The 17,018-nt window shown below is 68.1% G+C and carries 13 protein-coding genes; 6 read left to right on the forward strand and 7 right to left on the reverse strand.

Annotated elements, in window-relative coordinates; translation table 11 throughout:
* Window positions 1-10 precede the first annotated feature (10 nt).
* On the reverse strand, window positions 11-1,381 hold the full coding sequence (locus tag PMI02_RS01525; protein WP_007677706.1) for a HAMP domain-containing sensor histidine kinase: 1,371 nt from the start codon (window positions 1,379-1,381) through the stop codon (window positions 11-13).
* Complete coding sequence (locus tag PMI02_RS01530; RefSeq protein WP_007677707.1) at window positions 1,378-2,067, reverse strand: response regulator transcription factor; 690 nt, start codon at window positions 2,065-2,067, stop codon at window positions 1,378-1,380. The genes PMI02_RS01525 and PMI02_RS01530 overlap by 4 nt, the downstream gene beginning before the upstream one ends.
* Before the next feature lie 152 nt (window positions 2,068-2,219).
* Between PMI02_RS01530 and PMI02_RS01535 the strand changes: the two genes are divergently transcribed.
* The 6 genes from PMI02_RS01535 to PMI02_RS01560 all read left to right on the forward strand — a co-directional run bounded on the left by PMI02_RS01535 (window position 2,220) and on the right by PMI02_RS01560 (window position 10,054).
* Window positions 2,220-2,573: a hypothetical protein gene (locus PMI02_RS01535; protein WP_007677708.1), complete on the forward strand. Its 354-nt coding sequence runs from the start codon at window positions 2,220-2,222 to the stop codon at window positions 2,571-2,573.
* A gap of 92 nt (window positions 2,574-2,665) precedes the next feature.
* Window positions 2,666-3,091, forward strand: a complete 426-nt coding sequence (locus tag PMI02_RS01540) for a DUF2147 domain-containing protein (RefSeq protein ID WP_007677709.1) — start codon at window positions 2,666-2,668, stop codon at window positions 3,089-3,091.
* Window positions 3,088-5,709 carry a bifunctional lysylphosphatidylglycerol flippase/synthetase MprF gene (gene mprF, locus PMI02_RS01545; protein WP_007677710.1) on the forward strand — a complete coding sequence of 874 codons (2,622 nt, stop codon included), beginning with the start codon at window positions 3,088-3,090 and terminating at the stop codon, window positions 5,707-5,709. The genes PMI02_RS01540 and mprF overlap by 4 nt, the downstream gene beginning before the upstream one ends.
* Window positions 5,706-6,461 carry an AcvB/VirJ family lysyl-phosphatidylglycerol hydrolase gene (locus PMI02_RS01550; protein ID WP_007677711.1) on the forward strand — a complete coding sequence of 252 codons (756 nt, stop codon included), beginning with the start codon at window positions 5,706-5,708 and terminating at the stop codon, window positions 6,459-6,461. The genes mprF and PMI02_RS01550 overlap by 4 nt, the downstream gene beginning before the upstream one ends.
* Window positions 6,462-6,463: 2 nt before the next feature.
* Complete coding sequence (locus PMI02_RS01555) at window positions 6,464-6,661, forward strand: hypothetical protein (protein WP_007677712.1); 198 nt, start codon at window positions 6,464-6,466, stop codon at window positions 6,659-6,661.
* Window positions 6,662-6,739: 78 nt separating this feature from the next.
* Complete coding sequence (locus PMI02_RS01560) at window positions 6,740-10,054, forward strand: glycosyltransferase (RefSeq protein ID WP_007677713.1); 3,315 nt, start codon at window positions 6,740-6,742, stop codon at window positions 10,052-10,054.
* A gap of 34 nt (window positions 10,055-10,088) precedes the next feature.
* Here the strand turns inward: PMI02_RS01560 and PMI02_RS01565 are convergent, their stop codons facing one another.
* The 5 genes from PMI02_RS01565 to PMI02_RS01585 form a co-directional block, all read right to left on the reverse strand.
* On the reverse strand, window positions 10,089-10,766 hold the full coding sequence (locus PMI02_RS01565) for a hypothetical protein (protein WP_007677714.1): 678 nt from the start codon (window positions 10,764-10,766) through the stop codon (window positions 10,089-10,091).
* A 94-nt stretch (window positions 10,767-10,860) separates the two neighbouring features.
* Window positions 10,861-11,589: a GntR family transcriptional regulator gene (locus PMI02_RS01570; RefSeq protein WP_007677716.1), complete on the reverse strand. Its 729-nt coding sequence runs from the start codon at window positions 11,587-11,589 to the stop codon at window positions 10,861-10,863.
* Between the two features lie 6 nt (window positions 11,590-11,595).
* Window positions 11,596-12,486 carry an N-acetylmuramic acid 6-phosphate etherase gene (locus tag PMI02_RS01575; protein ID WP_007677717.1) on the reverse strand — a complete coding sequence of 297 codons (891 nt, stop codon included), beginning with the start codon at window positions 12,484-12,486 and terminating at the stop codon, window positions 11,596-11,598.
* Window positions 12,487-12,502: 16 nt separating this feature from the next.
* On the reverse strand, window positions 12,503-14,092 hold the full coding sequence (locus tag PMI02_RS01580; protein WP_238538943.1) for a sodium:solute symporter: 1,590 nt from the start codon (window positions 14,090-14,092) through the stop codon (window positions 12,503-12,505).
* A gap of 145 nt (window positions 14,093-14,237) precedes the next feature.
* Entirely contained in the window at window positions 14,238-16,970 is a 2,733-nt protein-coding gene (locus tag PMI02_RS01585) for a TonB-dependent receptor domain-containing protein (RefSeq protein ID WP_007677719.1), read from the reverse strand.
* Window positions 16,971-17,018 lie beyond the last annotated feature (48 nt).

Raw genomic sequence — 17,018 nt, forward strand, 5'->3', positions numbered from 1 at the left:
GCAGTATCGGTCAGTGACCGGCGGCGCCCCGCAACCGGATCGCCACTGCAAGGCCTGGACCGGCATCGCCCAGCTCCACCGTGCCGCCGTGGAGATGGGCAACCGCCTGAACGAGCGAAAGGCCAAGACCCGCGCCCCAACCGCCGCGCGCTTCGTCGAGGCGGGCGAACCGGCGCAGCGCCTGCTCGCGCTGTTTGGGCGGGATGCCGGGTCCCTCGTCGGTGACGGTGATCGCGGCGCCGGTCTCGTCGGGGGCGAGCGAGAGGGTCACGGTGCCTTTCCCGTATTTCAGCGCGTTATCGACGAGATTGCCGATCGCCTGGTCCAGCAGCTGGCGGTGGACGGGCATGTCGAACCGGGCAGGGGCGCGGACCTCGATCGCGCGGCCCTGATCCTCCACCGTCGGGGCGTAGATTTCGGCGACGGTTTCGAGGAGTTCCGAGAGGTCGGCGGGGACGAAGCTCTCGCGGCCCAGCCCGGCCTCGGCGCGGGTAATGCTGAGCGCGGTTTCGATGATGGCGAGGAGGCGTTCGCTTTCGGCCAGAGCCTGGTCGATGAAGGGCTGTGCCTGCGGGTCGTCGACGTTCTGCGCCGCCCGGTCGAGCGCGGCGCGCATGCGGGTGAGGGGGGACTTCAGGTCGTGGGCGAGCGTGTCGGTGGCGATCTTGAGTTCGTCGTTGAGCGCCGCCACGCGGTCGAGCGCCTGGTTCACTTCGCTGCCGAGAAGGGCGAAGGCGTCGCCCGTGTCGTCGCGCGGGACGCGGCGGGACAGGTTGCCGGAACGGACGTCGCCCAGCGTCGCGATGCTCGCCTGCAGACGGCCGAGGATGAAGCGGGTGGAGAGGAACGCCGCTGCCACCGCGAAGACCACCGACAGGCCCAGCGCGATCATGCTGGTGCGTTCGAGCAGGGCGAGGACCTGGCGTTCGCTCTCCACCACCGTGCCCGTCAGCAGCACGCCGCCGTCGGGCAGGCGGACGGACTGCACCAGCATCGCCTCGGGCGCGGTATGGCCCGAGCGTTTCTGCTTCACCAGCGCATAGGGCGCGGCGAAGGGCAGGTCAGCGGGGAGCGCGTCGAGGTTGCCGCCGATCGGCCTGCCCGTGGGTGAGGTGACGAGCAGCACGGCAGACCGCTCGACCTGCCGCGAGGTTCGCATGGCCACCGCGCGGGTGAGGGCGGGCAGGCCGCCGTTATCGTAGGTTTCCAGAAGGTCGTCGCGCATGGTCTGGGCGACCGCCACCGCGTCGGCCCGGCTCTGGTTGCGCAGCAGCGCGGTGGGGCCGAACAGCAGGACGGCCGCGGCGATCAGCTGGAACAGGAAGACCAGCGCGGCGAAGCGGAACGTCGTCGAACGCCAGATCGCCGACCTGAAGCTCACGGCTCCGCGCCGATCCGGTAGCCCGCGCCGCGCACCGTGTGCAGCAGGCGCCGCGCCTCGCCCTCGTCGATCTTCTTGCGCAGGCGGCTGAGGTGGACGTCGACGACATTGGTGCCGGGATCGAAGTGATAGTCCCACACGCCCTCGAGCAGCATGGTGCGGGTCACCACCTGGTCGACGTGGCGCAGCAGGAACTCGAGAAGACGGAACTCGCGTGGCTGCAGGTCGATCGTGCGTTCGCCCCGGCGGACGCGGCGGGAGAGCAGGTCCATCTCCAGGTCGTCGCAGCGCAGGACGGTTTCAGGCCCCGGCGAGGAAGACGCGCCCCGGCGGATCAGCAGGCGGATGCGGGCCAGCAGTTCGGCGAAGGTGAAAGGCTTGACGAGATAGTCGTCGCAGCCGCTGGTCAGGCCCTTGATCCGGTCCTCTGGCGAGCCGAGAGCGGAGAGGATGATGACCGGCGTTTCCACACCCGCCCCGCGCATCGCGGCCAGCGCCGCCATGCCGTCGAGCCCCGGCAGCATGCGATCGAGCACGATGCAGTGATAGCCGCCGTCGGTCGCCAGAAACAGTCCGTCGCGGCCGTTCCCGGCACGGTCGACCAGGAAGCCCGCCTCCCCGAGGCCATTGGCGACGAATTCGGCGGTTGCGGCATCATCTTCGACAAGCAGGATTTTCTGGCTCATTCCGCCGGCGTCCCCGTGAGTGGAATTCGTGCTCTACTTCTGCCGGATATCACACGCCGTGGGGAGCACATTAACTTTCGATCATCTTTCCTCCAGCGGGAGGAGCCGCTCTTCACCGTATCCATCGCCCGTCCCACCAGCAAGATCCGACGATGGAACCCGACCTGACGACCGAAAGCCCGCACCAGCGCCGCGCCAAGCTCGACGAGGGGACCTGCCGCCTGATCTGCCCGATCGCATCGGCCATGGTCGGGGTGTGCATGACCGGGATCGGCCTGCTGCGTGTCGCCGTCGTGGTTCGCGGCGGGGAGACGATCGCGGACGACCTGCTCTCGGTCGATGCGCTGGCGTTCCTGCTGGCGACGCTGTGCTCGTACTTCGCGCTGCGCGTCCAGTCGGTGACACGCCTGCACTGGCTGGAACGGATCGCCGATGCCGCTTTCATCGCGGCGATGCTGATGCTGACCCTGGCCTGCTTCGTCATCACCTATTCACTGGGCGGCTGAGCCCGGAGCCCAGATTGCCGATATTTCATGCCGCGGCGAGCATCCCGCAATCCGGGCGAGACTAATCGGGCGCTCAAAGCCCGGAGCCTGCCATGCGTCACGTCTTCCTGATCCCGTTCATCGCCCTCCTGGCGGCGACACCAGCCTTCGCCGGCGAGGGCGGCGGCGAGGGACTTTGGATGAACCCGAAGCATACACTGGCGGTACACACGGATACGTGCGGACAGGGCGGCGCCCGCACGCTCTGCGGCCGGATCGTCTGGGCCAGCAAGCAGGCGCAGGCCGACGCCGCCGATGCCAGCGTTCCGCGCCTCGTCGGTACCGAGCTGCTCGAGAACTATCGCCTGCGCGGGCGCGGCGTGTGGCAGGGCACGGTCTTCGTGCCCGACATGGGCCGGCGTTTCGCATCCGAGATCGACGAGCTTTCGCCCGACCGGCTGAAGGTGAAGGGCTGCATCCTGGGCGGACTGCTCTGCAAGTCGCAGGTCTGGACCCGGATCGGGGAGGTGCCCGCGTGAAGACCTTGCTCGGCCTGTTTGAACGCCATCGCCGGCCGATCACGCTCGCCGTGGTCCTCGCGGTGATCGCGCTGGGCTTCGCGGCGCTCGACGCGCTGACCAAGGAAATCCGCTACAGGGACGTTCGCGCGGCCGTCCATGCGCTGACCTGGGGGCAGATCGTGCTGGCGCTGGGCTTCACTGCCCTGAGCTATCTCGCGCTGACCTTCTACGACTACCTCGCGCTGCGCATCATCGGGCGGCCGCTGCCCTGGCGCACCGCCGCGCTGGCCTCGTTCACGAGCTACACGCTGAGCCACAATCTCGGCCTCTCGCTGTTGACCGGTGGGTCTGCGCGCTACCGCATCTACGTCGCGGCGGGGCTGGACGGGCCGGACGTGGCTCGCGTGGTGGCGCTGGCCGCGGGCAACTTCTGGGCCGGGGTGTTGACGATCGGAGGCGCCGCGATGCTGTTCCACCGCAGCCACCACGACTTCGGCCCGGTATCGCTCGGTCCGGTCGCGACGCATCTGGCGGGGGCGGCGACGCTGGCCTTCATGGCGGCGCTGGTTCTCGTCGCAGGGCGTGTGGAAGGTCCGCTCTCGATCCTGGGCATGCGTCTGCCCCTGCCGCGCCCCCGCGACATCGCGGCGCAGACCGGCATCGGCTTCATCGACCTGTCCTGCGCGGCCGGTGCGCTCTTCGTCCTGATCCCGGCGGCCGACCCCGCTCAGCTTCCCGCCTTCGTGCTGGCCTATGCGCTCGGTATCGTCATCGCACTGGTGAGCCATGTTCCGGGCGGCCTCGGCGTGTTCGAGGCCGTCGTCCTCGCCGTCCTGCCGATCGACCGGGCGACGCTGTTCGCCGCGCTCATCGCCTACCGCCTCGTCTATTACCTGCTGCCTCTGGTGATCGCCGCGCTGCTGCTGGCGTGGCACGAAGGGGCGCGAAGCCGCAGGATGGCGATGCTGGTGGACGGGATGCAGACGCTCGCCACCAGCGTCTCGCCGCTGCTGCTGAGCGGGGCGGTCTTCCTCGGCGGCGGGATGTTGCTGCTGTCGGGCTCGCTGCCCGCGATCCATGCCCGCATGGGCCTGCTGGCCGACGTGCTGCCTCTGCCCTTCATCGAGGCAAGCCACATCGCCGCCAGCCTCGTCGGCACCGCGCTGCTGCTGCTGGCGCCCGGTCTCTACCGCCGGCTCGACGGGGCCTGCCTGGCGACACGGCTGCTGCTGGTGGCCGGCGCCTTCTTCTCGCTGACCAAGGGCATCGATTACGAGGAGGCGGTCGCCTGCCTCGGGCTCGCCGCGCTGCTCCACCTGACGCGCGGCGCCTTCTACCGCCGCACCGCGCTGACTGAAACGCCGCTGACCGCCGGGTGGCTGGCGGGGATCGCGATGGTCGCCGCGCTGGCGCTATGGGCGGGGCTCTTCGCCTATCGCCACGTTCCCTACGACGACGACCTGTGGTGGAAGTTCGCCTTGCGCGCCGACGCCCCGCGCTATCTGCGCGCCGCGCTCGCCTCTGCCGTGTTCGTTGCGGGGTTCGCCCTCTCGCGCCTTTTCGCGCCGTCCACCCGGCGGCAGGACGTGGAGGATGTCAGCCCCGCGATCCGCGCGATCCTGGCCTCCAGCGGCCGCACCGAGGCGATGCTGGCGCTGACCGGCGACAAGCGCTTCCTGGTCTCCGAGGCGCGCGACGCCTTCGTCATGTACCAGGTCAAGGGCTCGAGCTGGGTGGTCATGGGCGATCCGGTGGGCGCGGAGCGGTCCTGGGGCGAACTGCTCTGGGCGATGCGCGACCTGTCGCACCGCCGGCAAGGTCGGCTGATGCTCTACGAGGTATCGCCCGCCGTGCTCGACCTCGCGATCGGCATGGGCCTGCAGATCGTGAAGTACGGCGAGGAGGCGGTCGTCGACCTCGAAACTTTCGAGCTTGGCACACCGCAGCTGCGCAGCGTCCGCAAGTCCGAGCGCGTGGCGGCCAAGGCGGGAGCGACCCTGCGCGTGGTCCCCGCCGCCGCCGTGCCGATCATCCTCGACGAGCTCGAGGCGATCTCGGCGGAGTGGATGGAGGCCAAGGGCCACCGCGAAAAGGGCTTCAGCCTGGGCAGCTTCGATCGCATGTACTTGCTCAACTTCGACATGGCGCTGGTCATGGTCGAGGGGCGCATCGTCGCCTTCGCGAACCTGTGGCTGACGCAGGACAAGTCCGAGGCCTCGGTCGACCTCATGCGCCACCGGGGCGACGCGCCGCGCGGGACGATGGACTTCCTGTTCGCCAACCTGATGATCTGGGCCAAGGCGCGCGGCTACCGGCGCTTCACGCTGGGGCAGGTGCCGCTCTCCGGGATCGAGGGACGCCACCTTGCTCCCGCCTGGGCCAAGGCCGCTGCGCTGGTGTTCCGGCACGGCGAGAGCTTCTACGGCTTTCGCGGCCTGCGCGGCTACAAGGAGAAGTTCGGGCCGCACTGGGAGCCGCGCTATGTCGCCGGGCCGCATGGCATCGGGTTGATCCAGGGACTGCACGACGTCTCCCGCCTGATCGCGGCCGGTCCCGCCATCCCGCCCGCTGCGGTTCGCCTTCCCCGTGCCGCCGCGCCCCGCAAACGGCTTTCGGAAAGGATATTGACGGCATGACGATCTCACGAGCCCGCTCGCCTCGGTCCAAGCTGCTGCTCTGGTTGCTGCCGATCCTCCTGTTGGCATTGGCTGCGATCAATGCCCCGGCGCTGCATCTGCTGGGGTCCGATCCAATGCGGCTGTTCCCGGCCGAAAACCGGCATTCGCGCGGCCGCCCCAAAGTCGCGGCGGTGTTCCTCTCGGGCGACATGGGGTTCAACTTCGGGATGGGCGCACATATCGCCGAGGCCATGGCGGCACGGGGCATTCCGGTCGTCGGCATCAGCTCGCCGGTCGTCTTCGCCCGCCATCGTACGCGCGCAGAGGCCGACGCGGTGGTCGAAGGCGCCATTCGCTTCGCCCTCGCCCGGACCGGCGCGGAGAAGATTCTGCTGATGGGCCAGTCCTATGGCGCCGACATCGTCGCGACGGTCGCGCCCGACCTGCCGCCCGACCTGCGCTCGCGCATTCTGGCGATCGACCTGACGGTGCCCGCCCAGACTGTCTACTTCCGCGCCGACCCCAGCACGCTCGCCTATCTCGGGAGGCCGGATGCGCGGCCGATGGAGGCCCTGCGCGCCCTGCGCTGGGCTCCCGTGGTCTGCGTCTACGGGCGCGAGGAACGGGACAGCCTGTGCCCCACGTTGACGGGTGCGGCCGCGCGCATCGTGGGCCTGCCGGGTAACCATCACCTCAACCACGACAGGGCCCGGGTAGAGGCGACGACGCTGGCGGCGCTGCGCGCCGTTGCGCCCGAGGCGGGGGTCTGACGATGGCGAGCGAACCGGGGCGTCCCGCCAAGCGCATGTTCGGCACTCGCGCCGATTGCCGCGAGGAACGGCACGTCGCTTCCGCCAAGATCACGGTGACCGCGTCGGGCATCCAAAGCTGCCGCTGCCGGATCTGTGGATGTGAACTGCGCCGAATTCCGTCGCTTCGCCGCTGGTTCCGCTCGGGCATGATGGGCTGATCCGCAGCGCCGCCAACATGACGAAAAGTTAAGGGGCCGATCAGGTCGCCATCATCCGGTACGGCGTATCGCGCGGCCATGAACAAGCCCATCTTCTACGATCCCACCGGCCGCCGCAGCCGCTGGGCACGAGGTGTCCTGTCGGCGCAGCTGCTGGCGGTCATCATCGGTGCGGTTGCCTTCGCGACGACACTGGTGGCGGTGCCGCCGCAGCGCGAACTGGAACTACCCCTGCAGCGCCTTCACGCCTCCACCCTGCACGGATCGCCGCTCAAGCACCGGCTGACCTCGTGGCTGCCCAAGCTGCACCCCGCAGGCCAGCAGAAGCCGCTTACCATCGGGTTCTACCTGCCCAACAACGACGCCAGCTTCCTCTCGCTGGTCCACCATGGCAACGACCTCGACTGGGTGGTCCCGGCGGTGGTGAACGTCGCCGGCTCGCACCACGACATCACCGTCGAGGCAGACGCGCGCTTCGACCACCTCGTCGCGGGCGAGGCGCACCGCTTCAAGGTGCTGCCGATGGTGCAGAACTACGGCACCGAATGGGACGGCGCGGGCGCCGCCGCACTGCTGCACGACAAGGTCCAGCGCCGCGCCTTCGAGCAGCGGCTCGCCGCGATGGTAGTGCAGCGCCATGAAGCCGGCCTCGTCATGGACTTCGAGGCGCTGCCCGCCAGCGCCATGCCCGACTACGTGCTCTTCCTGCGCGAGCTGCGGGCCGCGCTGCCGCAGGGCTCCCGCCTTGCGCTGACGGTGCCGGCCGACACCTCGGGCTGGCCGCTGGAGGCGCTGTCGAAGGTCTCCGACAAGATCATCTTCATGGCCTACGACCAGCATTGGGAAGGCGGCACGCCCGGCCCGATCGCCGCTCAGGACTGGTTCCTGCGCGAAGTGCAGGGCGCTCTGAAGCGCATCGGACCGGACCGCATCGTCGTCGCGCTGGGCAGCTACGCTTACGACTGGCACGGCGATGAGACCGACGCGCTCTCGATCGAGGATGCCTGGCTTGCCGCGCACGACAGCAGCGCGCCGGTGTCGTTCGACGCCGCCAGCGGCAACGCAGGGTTCGCCTACGACGACGGCGACGGCAAGGACAGCCAGCACCACACGATCTGGATGCTCGATGCCGCCGCCAACTGGAACGAGCTGGCCGCTCTGCGGCGCCTGGGCATCCAGGACATGGCGATGTGGCGCCTCGGCACCGAGGACTCGGGCTTCTGGGCCGACCTCGACGCCTTCCGCAAGGGCGGCACGCCCGACCTCTCCACGCCCAAGACGGCGGGCAGCGCCGACGTCGAGGGTTCGGGCGAAATCCTGCGCATCACCGCCACCCCGCGCGACGGGCATCGCAACATCCGCTTCGACGCCGAAGGCATGATCCGTGACGAGCAGTACCAGTCGCTCCCCACGCCCTACGTCGTCCAGCGGGCAGGGGGTTCCAATCCCAAGGTCCTGGCGCTGACCTTCGATGACGGCCCCGATCCCACCTGGACGCCGAAGATCCTCGCCGAACTGGAAGCCGCGCACGTGCCCGCCACGTTCTTCGTGATCGGCGAGAACGCGCTCGGCAGCCCCGGCCTGCTCAAGCGCATCGTCGCCGACGGGGACGAACTGGGCAATCACACCTACACCCACCCCAACCTCGCCAACGCCGGTCCCAAGCAGACCCGGCTCGAGCTGAACGCCACCCAGCGCCTCGTCGAAGCCTATACAGGGCGGAGCATGACGCTGTTTCGCGCACCCTATTTCGGGGATGCCGAGCCGACCACGCCCGATGAACTCGGCCCGGCGCTGGAGGCGCAGAAGGCTGGCTACACGGTGGTCGGCCTCCACGTCGATCCCAACGACTGGCAGCGGCCCGGCACCGACGCGATCGTCCAGCAGGTGCTCGACCAGGTCCACGGCGCGTCCCCGACCAACGCGACCAATGTGGTTCTGCTGCACGACGGCGGCGGCGAGCGGTCGGAGACGGTGGCGGCGCTGCCGCGCATCATCTCGGCGCTGAAGGGCGAGGGATACAGCTTCGTCACCGCCTCGCAGCTGGTGGGCATCCCGCAGGCACGGGCGATGCCGGCGATCTCCACTCCGGACCTCGCCGCCGTGCGCGTCGACGTGACCGCCTTCATCGTGATGATGGTGCTTGCCACGATCCTGACCTGGCTTTTCTACGTCGCCATCTCGCTGGGCATGGCGCGCGCCGTCATCATGGCCGCCCTCGCCTGGTTCCAGAGCCGCCGCAAGCGCGCCGAGCCGCCGCATTTCGAACCGACCGTCTCGGTCATCATCCCGGCGTTCAACGAGGAGCGCGTGATCGCCGGCTCGGTGGCGCGAGTGCTGGCGAGCGACTACCCGGCGCTTCAGGTCATCGTTGCCGACGACGGATCGAAGGACGCCACCAGCACCATCGTGCGCGAGATCTTCGGCAACGACCCGCGCGTCACGCTGCTGACCCTGCGCAACGGCGGCAAGGCGGCTGCCCTCAACCGCGCGCTGAAGGAGGCCACCGGCGAGGTCGTCATCGCGCTCGACGCCGACACCCAGTTCGAGCCCGAGACGATCCGCCGCCTGACCCGCTGGTTCGCCGATCCGGCACTCGGCGCGGTCGCTGGCGACGCGCGCGTCGGCAACCGGGTCAATCTCGTCACGCGCTGGCAGGCGGTGGAATACATCACCGCGCAGAACCTGGAGCGGCGCGCGCTCGCCGGTTTCGATGCGATCACCGTGGTGCCCGGCGCCGTGGGCGCATGGCGCCGCGCCGCGCTCGATTCGGTTGGCGGCTATCCCGAGGACACGCTGGCCGAGGACCAGGACCTGACGATCGCGATCCAGCGGCACGGCTGGCGCGTCACTTACGATCCGCGCGCGGTGGCCTGGACCGAGGCGCCCGAGAGCTTCGCCGCGCTCGCCAAGCAGCGCTACCGGTGGGCCTTCGGCACATTGCAGTGCCTGTGGAAGCATCGCGCGGTGATCGCCCGCCGCCAGCCTTCCGGGCTCGGCCTCGTCGGCCTGCCGCAGGCGTGGCTGTTCCAGATCGCCTTTGCCGCGATCTCGCCGCTGATCGACCTGGCGCTGGTGCTCTCGATCCTCGGCACTGCGGTGCGGGTCTCGGCGCATGGCTGGGCCCAGACGCGCGGCGACGTCGGCATGATGGCAGCCTACTGGATCGCTTTTACCGCCATCGATGTGGCCTGCGGCTGGGTAGCCTACCGGCTTGACGGCCACCGGGTCCGCTATCCGGCGCACCTGCTGGTCGCACAGCGGCTCGTCTACCGCCAGATCATGTACTGGGTAGTCGTGCGCGCGATCGCTTCCGCGGTTGCTGGATGGGTCGTTGGCTGGGGCAAGCTGGAGCGGACCGGCAGCGTAGCTTCTCCTGCGATGGCGCCGTGACGCCGGCTCGCAGCAAGGACTTTACTCTGAACGCCTACTGTTTCCTGGCAAACAGAGTCTTCCACCTTGCATCCAGCTTGGCCTGGGCGCCTGCGCTGCTCGCCCGGGACACCAGCGAGACGCCGCGCAAAGCAACGCTGTGGCCTGCGAGCCATCGGCCGGAGATGCTGTAGCCGATATCGTAAAGCGCGATGTCCTCATGGCCCCGGCCATCGACCAGGAAGCGAGTCGTGACCACGACGGGCAGCCGCTCGTCACCGCGGCTGTCGTCGGGCAGCCTGGCAGCATTGCGCGCCTTTTTCAGCGGACCCTCGAACCAAGCGGCTTCGATCCGGGGCTCGCCGGTAGTCTCCGCCGGCGCGACGCCCAGCGCCGTCGGGAACCTCACCGTCTGGCTCTGCACCGACTGTTCTTCCGAGGCCGGCTTCAGCACCAGCTGTCGTTCCCCGGAACCGGTTGCGACGAGGACCAGTGTCGCTGCGCGGGCCGAAGCCTCCTGCGCATCGGCCTGCTTTACTGCCTCGCTGTCGCTGCGCTCGCTCCAGTTGTTCCACAGGGTCAGTCCGGAGATGACGACGGCAACCACAGCCAGCACTTCGCCGAGCGTGACCCATCGGCGCCGAACCGCCGCGATTTCCGCCGCTTGCGCGTCGGCGCGCGCGTCTGCTTTCGCCTGCGCCTTTGCGTCGGGTTGGTCGAGACTCTCACTCATGCAGGTGTTTCATCATCCGCACCCCTCGCCGTCAAGTGACAGGGACTAGCGGATTGCCGGCGCAGGCTCCAGTCCTGCGTGCTGGCGGCCACTGTCAGACTTCGTTGAGCTCCGTGACGAATTCATAACGGTCGCCCCGATAGACCGAGCGCGTGAATTCAACGATGCGGCCGTCCGGCACGCGGGTGCGGCGATCGATCCTCAGGACTTCGGAGTTCTGCGCCACGCTCAGAATTCCCGCCTCGGTCGGAGTTGCCAGCGAGGCTCGGACGCGCTGGGTGCCCGAGGTTGGGCGAAACCCGTGCTTTTCCAACGCTTGATAGAGCGAATCTCCCAGGCTTTCGAGGTCCGGCATGAAGATGGCGGGGATCACCGCATGCTCTATCGCCAGCGGTTCGCCGCCGGCCAGGCGGACGCGCCCAAGGCGCGCAACCTTTGCAGTGGGGGAGACGTCCAGCGCGGTGGCTTCCTCCTCGGTCGGCTGCGCGTAGGACTTGTAGATCCACACTACCCCCGGGTCCTCCCCACGCGAGCGGGTGTCGTCGCTGAAGCTGCTGAGCTTGGCGCCGGGCGCCTCGATCCGCCGGGCGACGAACGTGCCGGAACCCTGCCGGCGGATCAGTACGCCTTCCTCGATCAGTTGCTCGATGCCCTTGCGCACGGTGACGCGCGACAGGCCCGCCATCTCGCTGAGATCGCGCTCGGAAGGAAGCGCGCTGCCCGGATCGATGCCGCCGCTGCTGATGTGTTCGCGCAAGGATCGGGCGAGCTGCAGGTAGAGCGGCGTCCCCTCGTCGCTTCGCGTCCAGGCAATGTCGCGCATCCTAGCTCAATCCCGTCTTTTCAGAACCTGCATGACTTCGCGCAGACTGCCCCCGTTTGCCTCCAGGAGCGCTCGGCCTTCCTCGGCCGGGACGCCCATGGCGACGATCACGCCAAGCCGGATTTCGCTGTCCGCCGCCTCGAGCGCCCGGGCCGCCACCTCGGCGTCTACCCCGGCGATATCCTGAACCATGCTGCGCCCGCGTTGCAAGAGCTTCGCATTGGATATGCGCATGGCGACCATCCGGCCCTCGTAGACCAGCCCCCGGCGGATCATGATCGCGGTGGACAGCAGGTTGAGCGCCGCCTTCTGCGCGGTGCCCGCCTTCATGCGGGTCGATCCGGCGACGACTTCGCTGCCCGTCACGGCGACGACGGCGTGCTCGGCCTTCTCGGCCAGCGGCGAGCCGGGATTGTTGGCGATACCGATGGTCAGCGCGCCCGCCGCGCGAGCCTGCTCGATCGCGGCGAGCGTGTAAGGCGTGCGGCCGCTGGCGGCGACGCCGATGACCACGTCCGAGGGGCTGATGCCATGACCGATGATCTCGGTGCGGCCGGCCTCGACGTCGTCCTCCGCGCCTTCGTAGGCTTCGGTCAGGGCGCCGATGCCACCGGCCATCAGGAAGACCATGCGGTCCATCGGCCAACCGAAGGTCGGGTACAGTTCGGTCCCGTCCTGAACGGCGAGGCGGCCCGAGGTGCCCGCACCGACGAAGACGAGGCGGCCGGTCTCGCCGAGGTGCGCGGCGGCGGCCTCGGCCGCGCGGGCGATCGCCTTCGTCTGCGACTGGATCGCGGCGATGGCGGCCATCTGACCCTCGAGCATCGCTTCCACGGCCAATTCGGTCGGCCAGAGGTCGAGGTCGAGGTAGCGGGCGTCGAGTGCTTCAGTATTCATGATATTTTCCGGTCACTCAATTTTTGGCCGAGACCATCAGCTTACCCGAACCGGCCGGCGCGGCGCAGACCACGAAGGCCACCACGGTGCCGATGCAAAGCTGGAAGGGGAAGGACAGTCCGTTGAGGAACGTCGGCAGGCCGATGGCGTGGGCGATCCCCGGCTGCAGCAGCAGGATGGTCGCGAAGCCGATCAGCAGCGATGCGATGACCGAACCGGTCGTTCCGCGCCCGGTGAACAGCGCGGTGAAGTAGACACCCAGCAGGCCGGCGTAAGTGAACACCATCACCTGCAACGCGAACTCCAGCAGGCCCATGCTCGAATAGCGCTGCCAGTAGAACGAGACGATCGCCATCAGGAACATCGCGAAACCGATCACGCCCATGCCGGCGCGCCCGGCCTGAACATAGTGGTGCTCGGGCACGGTTTCGCGTGCCATCGCGCCGCGCTTCTCGCGCCAGGGGCGGTAAAAGTCCTGGACCAGCACCGAGGACATCGCGTTCAGCGCCGAGTTGGTGGTCGCCACCGCCGCCGCGCAGATGCCCACGGTCACGAGGCCGCGCAGCCCGCCGGGCAGCTGGGTGAGGATGTAGTGCATGAAGATGCTGATCTTCTCGCCGCCGAACTGGTTGCCCGCGGCGGCGGTGGTGCCGCCCATGAGGTCGGGCCGGTCATAGAAGACGTAGAGCAGCAGGCCGATGACGATGAACATGCCCACCACCGGCACCGTCGCCAGCACAGAGAGGTAGAGGCTGCGCGCGCCGGTCTTGGCGTCCTTGCACGAGAGCAGGCGCTGCGTGGTGTCCTGATCCATGCCGGCGTTAGCGATGTAGAGCAGGGCGAGGCCGGTGACGATTGCCAGCATCGAGAACGGGCGCGACAGGTCGAACGAGAAGTCGAACACCTTAAGCTTGTCGATGCCCTCGGGCGTGTTCGAGAGGCCGGCGATGATCTGGTCGGTCGAGGCCGGGATCGACATGCGCAGGAACACCAGGACCGCGATCGCCGAGCCGAGATAGACGACGAACTGGATGAGGTCGTTCCAGAGAACCGACTTGAGGCCGCCGACGAACGTGAACATCACGCTCGCCACCACCAGCACGGCCGCCGCGATCATGATGCCCTGCGCCTCGACAGTGCCGGTGATGACCATGGCGAGCGCGATGGCGGCCAGATAAACACGCGCGCCGCCCGCGAAGACGCGGCCGACGAGGAACATGCCGCCCGCCCAGCGCGTCGCCTTCTCGCTGAAGCGCAGGGTCAGCAGCTCGTAGGCGGTCGTCGCCTTGATGGCGTAGAAGCGCGGGATCATGACGTGGGCAACGAAGATCGCGCCCATCAGCCCGCCGATGTTGCCGCTGAGGTACGTGAGGTCGCCGTGGTAGCCGTAGTCCGGCCCGCCGAGGAAAGTCGCCGCCGACTGTGTTGCCGAAAGTACCGAGATCGCCGCCAGCCAGGCCGGGACGTTGCCGCCCGCCAGGAAGTAGTCGTTCGCGGTTTCGGTCTTGCGCGGCGTGAAGATCCAGCCCCCGGCAAGGAGCAGCAGGAGATAGGCGGCGATAACCAGCCAGTCCGCCATCGAGAACGGCAGCATCATCGAACTCATCTCCGGTCAGTCACGGCCAAGGTCCATCCGATCAAATCGTCCGTGATCGGGACAGGTTCTCGTCGTGCTCATGCCTCAAAATAAGAAGCGAGCGCCCGGCCGTCGGAGGAGGATGACGGCCGGGCGCTGCGCAGGGGTGACGTCCTCAGATGTGCGCGGTCAGCGAGAAGCCGAACGTGCGTCCGAGGATATCGTACGTGTCGGGGAAGGTGTTGAACACGCCTCCGGTCGACACGCGGGGGGGATTCTTGTCGAACAGGTTGTAGACGCCGGCGGTCATCGTGACGGTATCGGTGAAGTCGTAGGACGCCGACAGGTCGAAGGTGTTCTGCGCCGAGATCGTCTCGGTAGAACCGACCGTGCTGGACTTGACCTTGCCGATGCGCTGCCAGTCGAACTGGATCACGCCCTTGTCGAACAGCCAGCCCATGCCGACGGTGTGGCGGTAGTCGGGCTGCACCAGAGTGGTGCCGTCGCTCGAGCAGGTGGCGCCGAAGGTGCCCTTGCACTGGATCGCGGCGACGGTGGAGTTCGCCTGGATCTTGTACGAGGTCACGATGTTGCCCTGGTAACTCAGGCGCAGGCCCGCGCCCGGCAGCCAGTCCTGGCGCAGCGTGTAGCTGGCCGAGATGTCCAGGCCGCGCTGCAGCAGGCGGCCCAGGTTCTGGTTGTTGACGTAGGCGTCTTTGAAGGTGCCGTCCGCGTTGCGCGTCACCAGGCCGCAGAGCGGGTTACCGGCGGTGGGATTGGTGATGTAGCAGCTGGTGATCGCCGCGATGGGCTGGATCACGCCGACCGCGCCGCGCAGGTCGAGCTCGTACCAGTCGACCGTGACGTTGAGGCCCGGCAGGAAGGTGGGGGTGATGACCACGCCGGCAGTCGTCGTGTAGCCGGTCTCCGGCTTGATCTCGGCATTGCCGCCGTAATAGTAGTTGCCGGTCAGGTAGCTGGCGGCGTTGGAGTTCGCCGAACCCACCGCCGGCGCCCCGAAGCGGGCGCACTGCGCGGCGTCGCCGGTCCCCAGCACGCACGGATCGCCGCCGTAGCGCGGCTTCAGGCGATCGACCGTAACGAGGTTGCTGAAAGGCAGCGAAGAGGTGCTGGCGGCGAACTCACCGAAGTTCGGGGTACGCAGCACGCGCTGGTAGGTGCCGCGCACGCGCAGGTTGCGGTCGACTTCCCAGTTGCCCTCGAGCTTCCAAGTGCCGTGCGTGCCGAACATGTTGTAGTCCGACAGGCGGTAGGCGCCGCCGACATCCAGCTTGCGGATCAGCGGCAGGTCGGCGAGCACCGGGATCAGGATTTCGCCATAGATTTCCTTGACGTCGAACGAGCCGCTGTAGGCCCCCTGCACGCCCTGGCGGTAGGTGTTGCCGGTGAGCAGCGCGGTGTCCTGGTCGATGCTGGCGGTCTCGCGGCGGTACTCGGCGCCGATGGCGAAACCGATCGGGCCGGCGGGAAACGAGAACAGCTCTTCCAGTGTGCCGCTCAGGGTCGCCGCCGTGACGAACTGGTCGCGCTTGCGGTTGAAGCCGTTGATGTTGCTGCCAAGCGCGTTGGCCAGGCCATCCTGGTTCGGGCCGAAGATGTTTACCGTGTTGACGATCGAGGCGAAGTTGTTCGCGCCGGTCGGGCTGGTGACGAGGCCGTCACCGGTGATGAGCGTGTTCTCGGTCGAACGGCCGTACTGGGCATAGACGTTCCACTTGACCGCACTGGTCAGCGGACCGCGCAGGCCGGTCTGCAGCTGCAGCGTGTTGCGCTCGGTCTCGTAGTTGATGAGGCCCAATTCGGCGAGCGAGCGCGAGACGTTGACCTGCGCTGCGCCGTTGACGAAGGTCAGCTGATTGCGGATCGCGTCGGTGAGGAACGGATTGCTCTCGCTGATCGATACGGTGCGGTTGACCGAAGCCGGGGTGGCGCCGGGGGTGCCGGTCTCTTCGGTACGCGAATTGGTATACATGGCGCGGCCGTAGATTTCGACCTGCGGGGTGATCTCGTACTTGTAGAGCGCTGCGACGTTGATGCGCTTGAGCGGCGAGACCAGCGGGTAGCTGTCCGAGATGTTTGAGGTGGCCGACGGGTTGGTAGTGAACGCGCCGCTGTCGGTGAAGCCGAACTTGCGACCGCTCGCCACGTCGGTGAAGACGCCGCCGATGCTGGGTATGGTCTGGTTCGGGGTGGCCGCCCAGTCACGCTGGCCCGCGCGGATGAGGTCGCGCTGGGTGTAGTCCGCGGCGATCACGATGTTGCCGCGGTCGCCAAGGCCCGTGCCCATCATCAGCGAGCCGCCGTACTGCGCGCCGCCGTGCTCGGATAGGCGGCTCGTGGCGGTGCCGCGAATGCCGACGAACTCGTCGTTGAGCATGAAGTTGACCACGCCGGCGACCGCGTCGGCGCCGTAGACCGCCGCTGCGCCGCCGGTCAGGACGTCGACGCGCTTGATGAGCGAGGCGGGGATCGAGTTCACGTCGACCGAGTTGCGGAAGCTGAACGGCGCGGCGCGGGTGCCGTCGATAAGGACGAGCGAGCGGCTTTGGCCGAAGTTGCGCAGTTCGAGCACCTGGGCGCCGAACGCGTCGCTACCCTGCGAACCCTGGCGAACGCCGCCGGAAAGCTGGGGAATCTTGGTCGAGAAGTCCTCGATGGTCAGCGCGGACTGGAGCTTGATCTGCTCCTCGCCGGTGGAGGCGACAGGGCTGCTGGAGGTGATGCCGGGCAACGCGATGCGGGTGCCGGTGACGACGATGTCGCCGCCCTGGGCGGTATCGTCCGTGGTCGCCGAGTCAGGATTGGTCTGGGCGTAGGCCGCGATCGGCGCCTGTGCCAGAGCTATGGCGAGAGCCGCCAGGGCCACCTGTCGATGTGACTTAACCATTAGGAATTCCTCACTTTTCCATTTCCCTGAGCCCGGATCCTCTGTCGT

Origin of the sequence: Novosphingobium sp. AP12, from assembly GCF_000281975.1 — a bacterium.
Taxonomy (GTDB): domain Bacteria; phylum Pseudomonadota; class Alphaproteobacteria; order Sphingomonadales; family Sphingomonadaceae; genus Novosphingobium.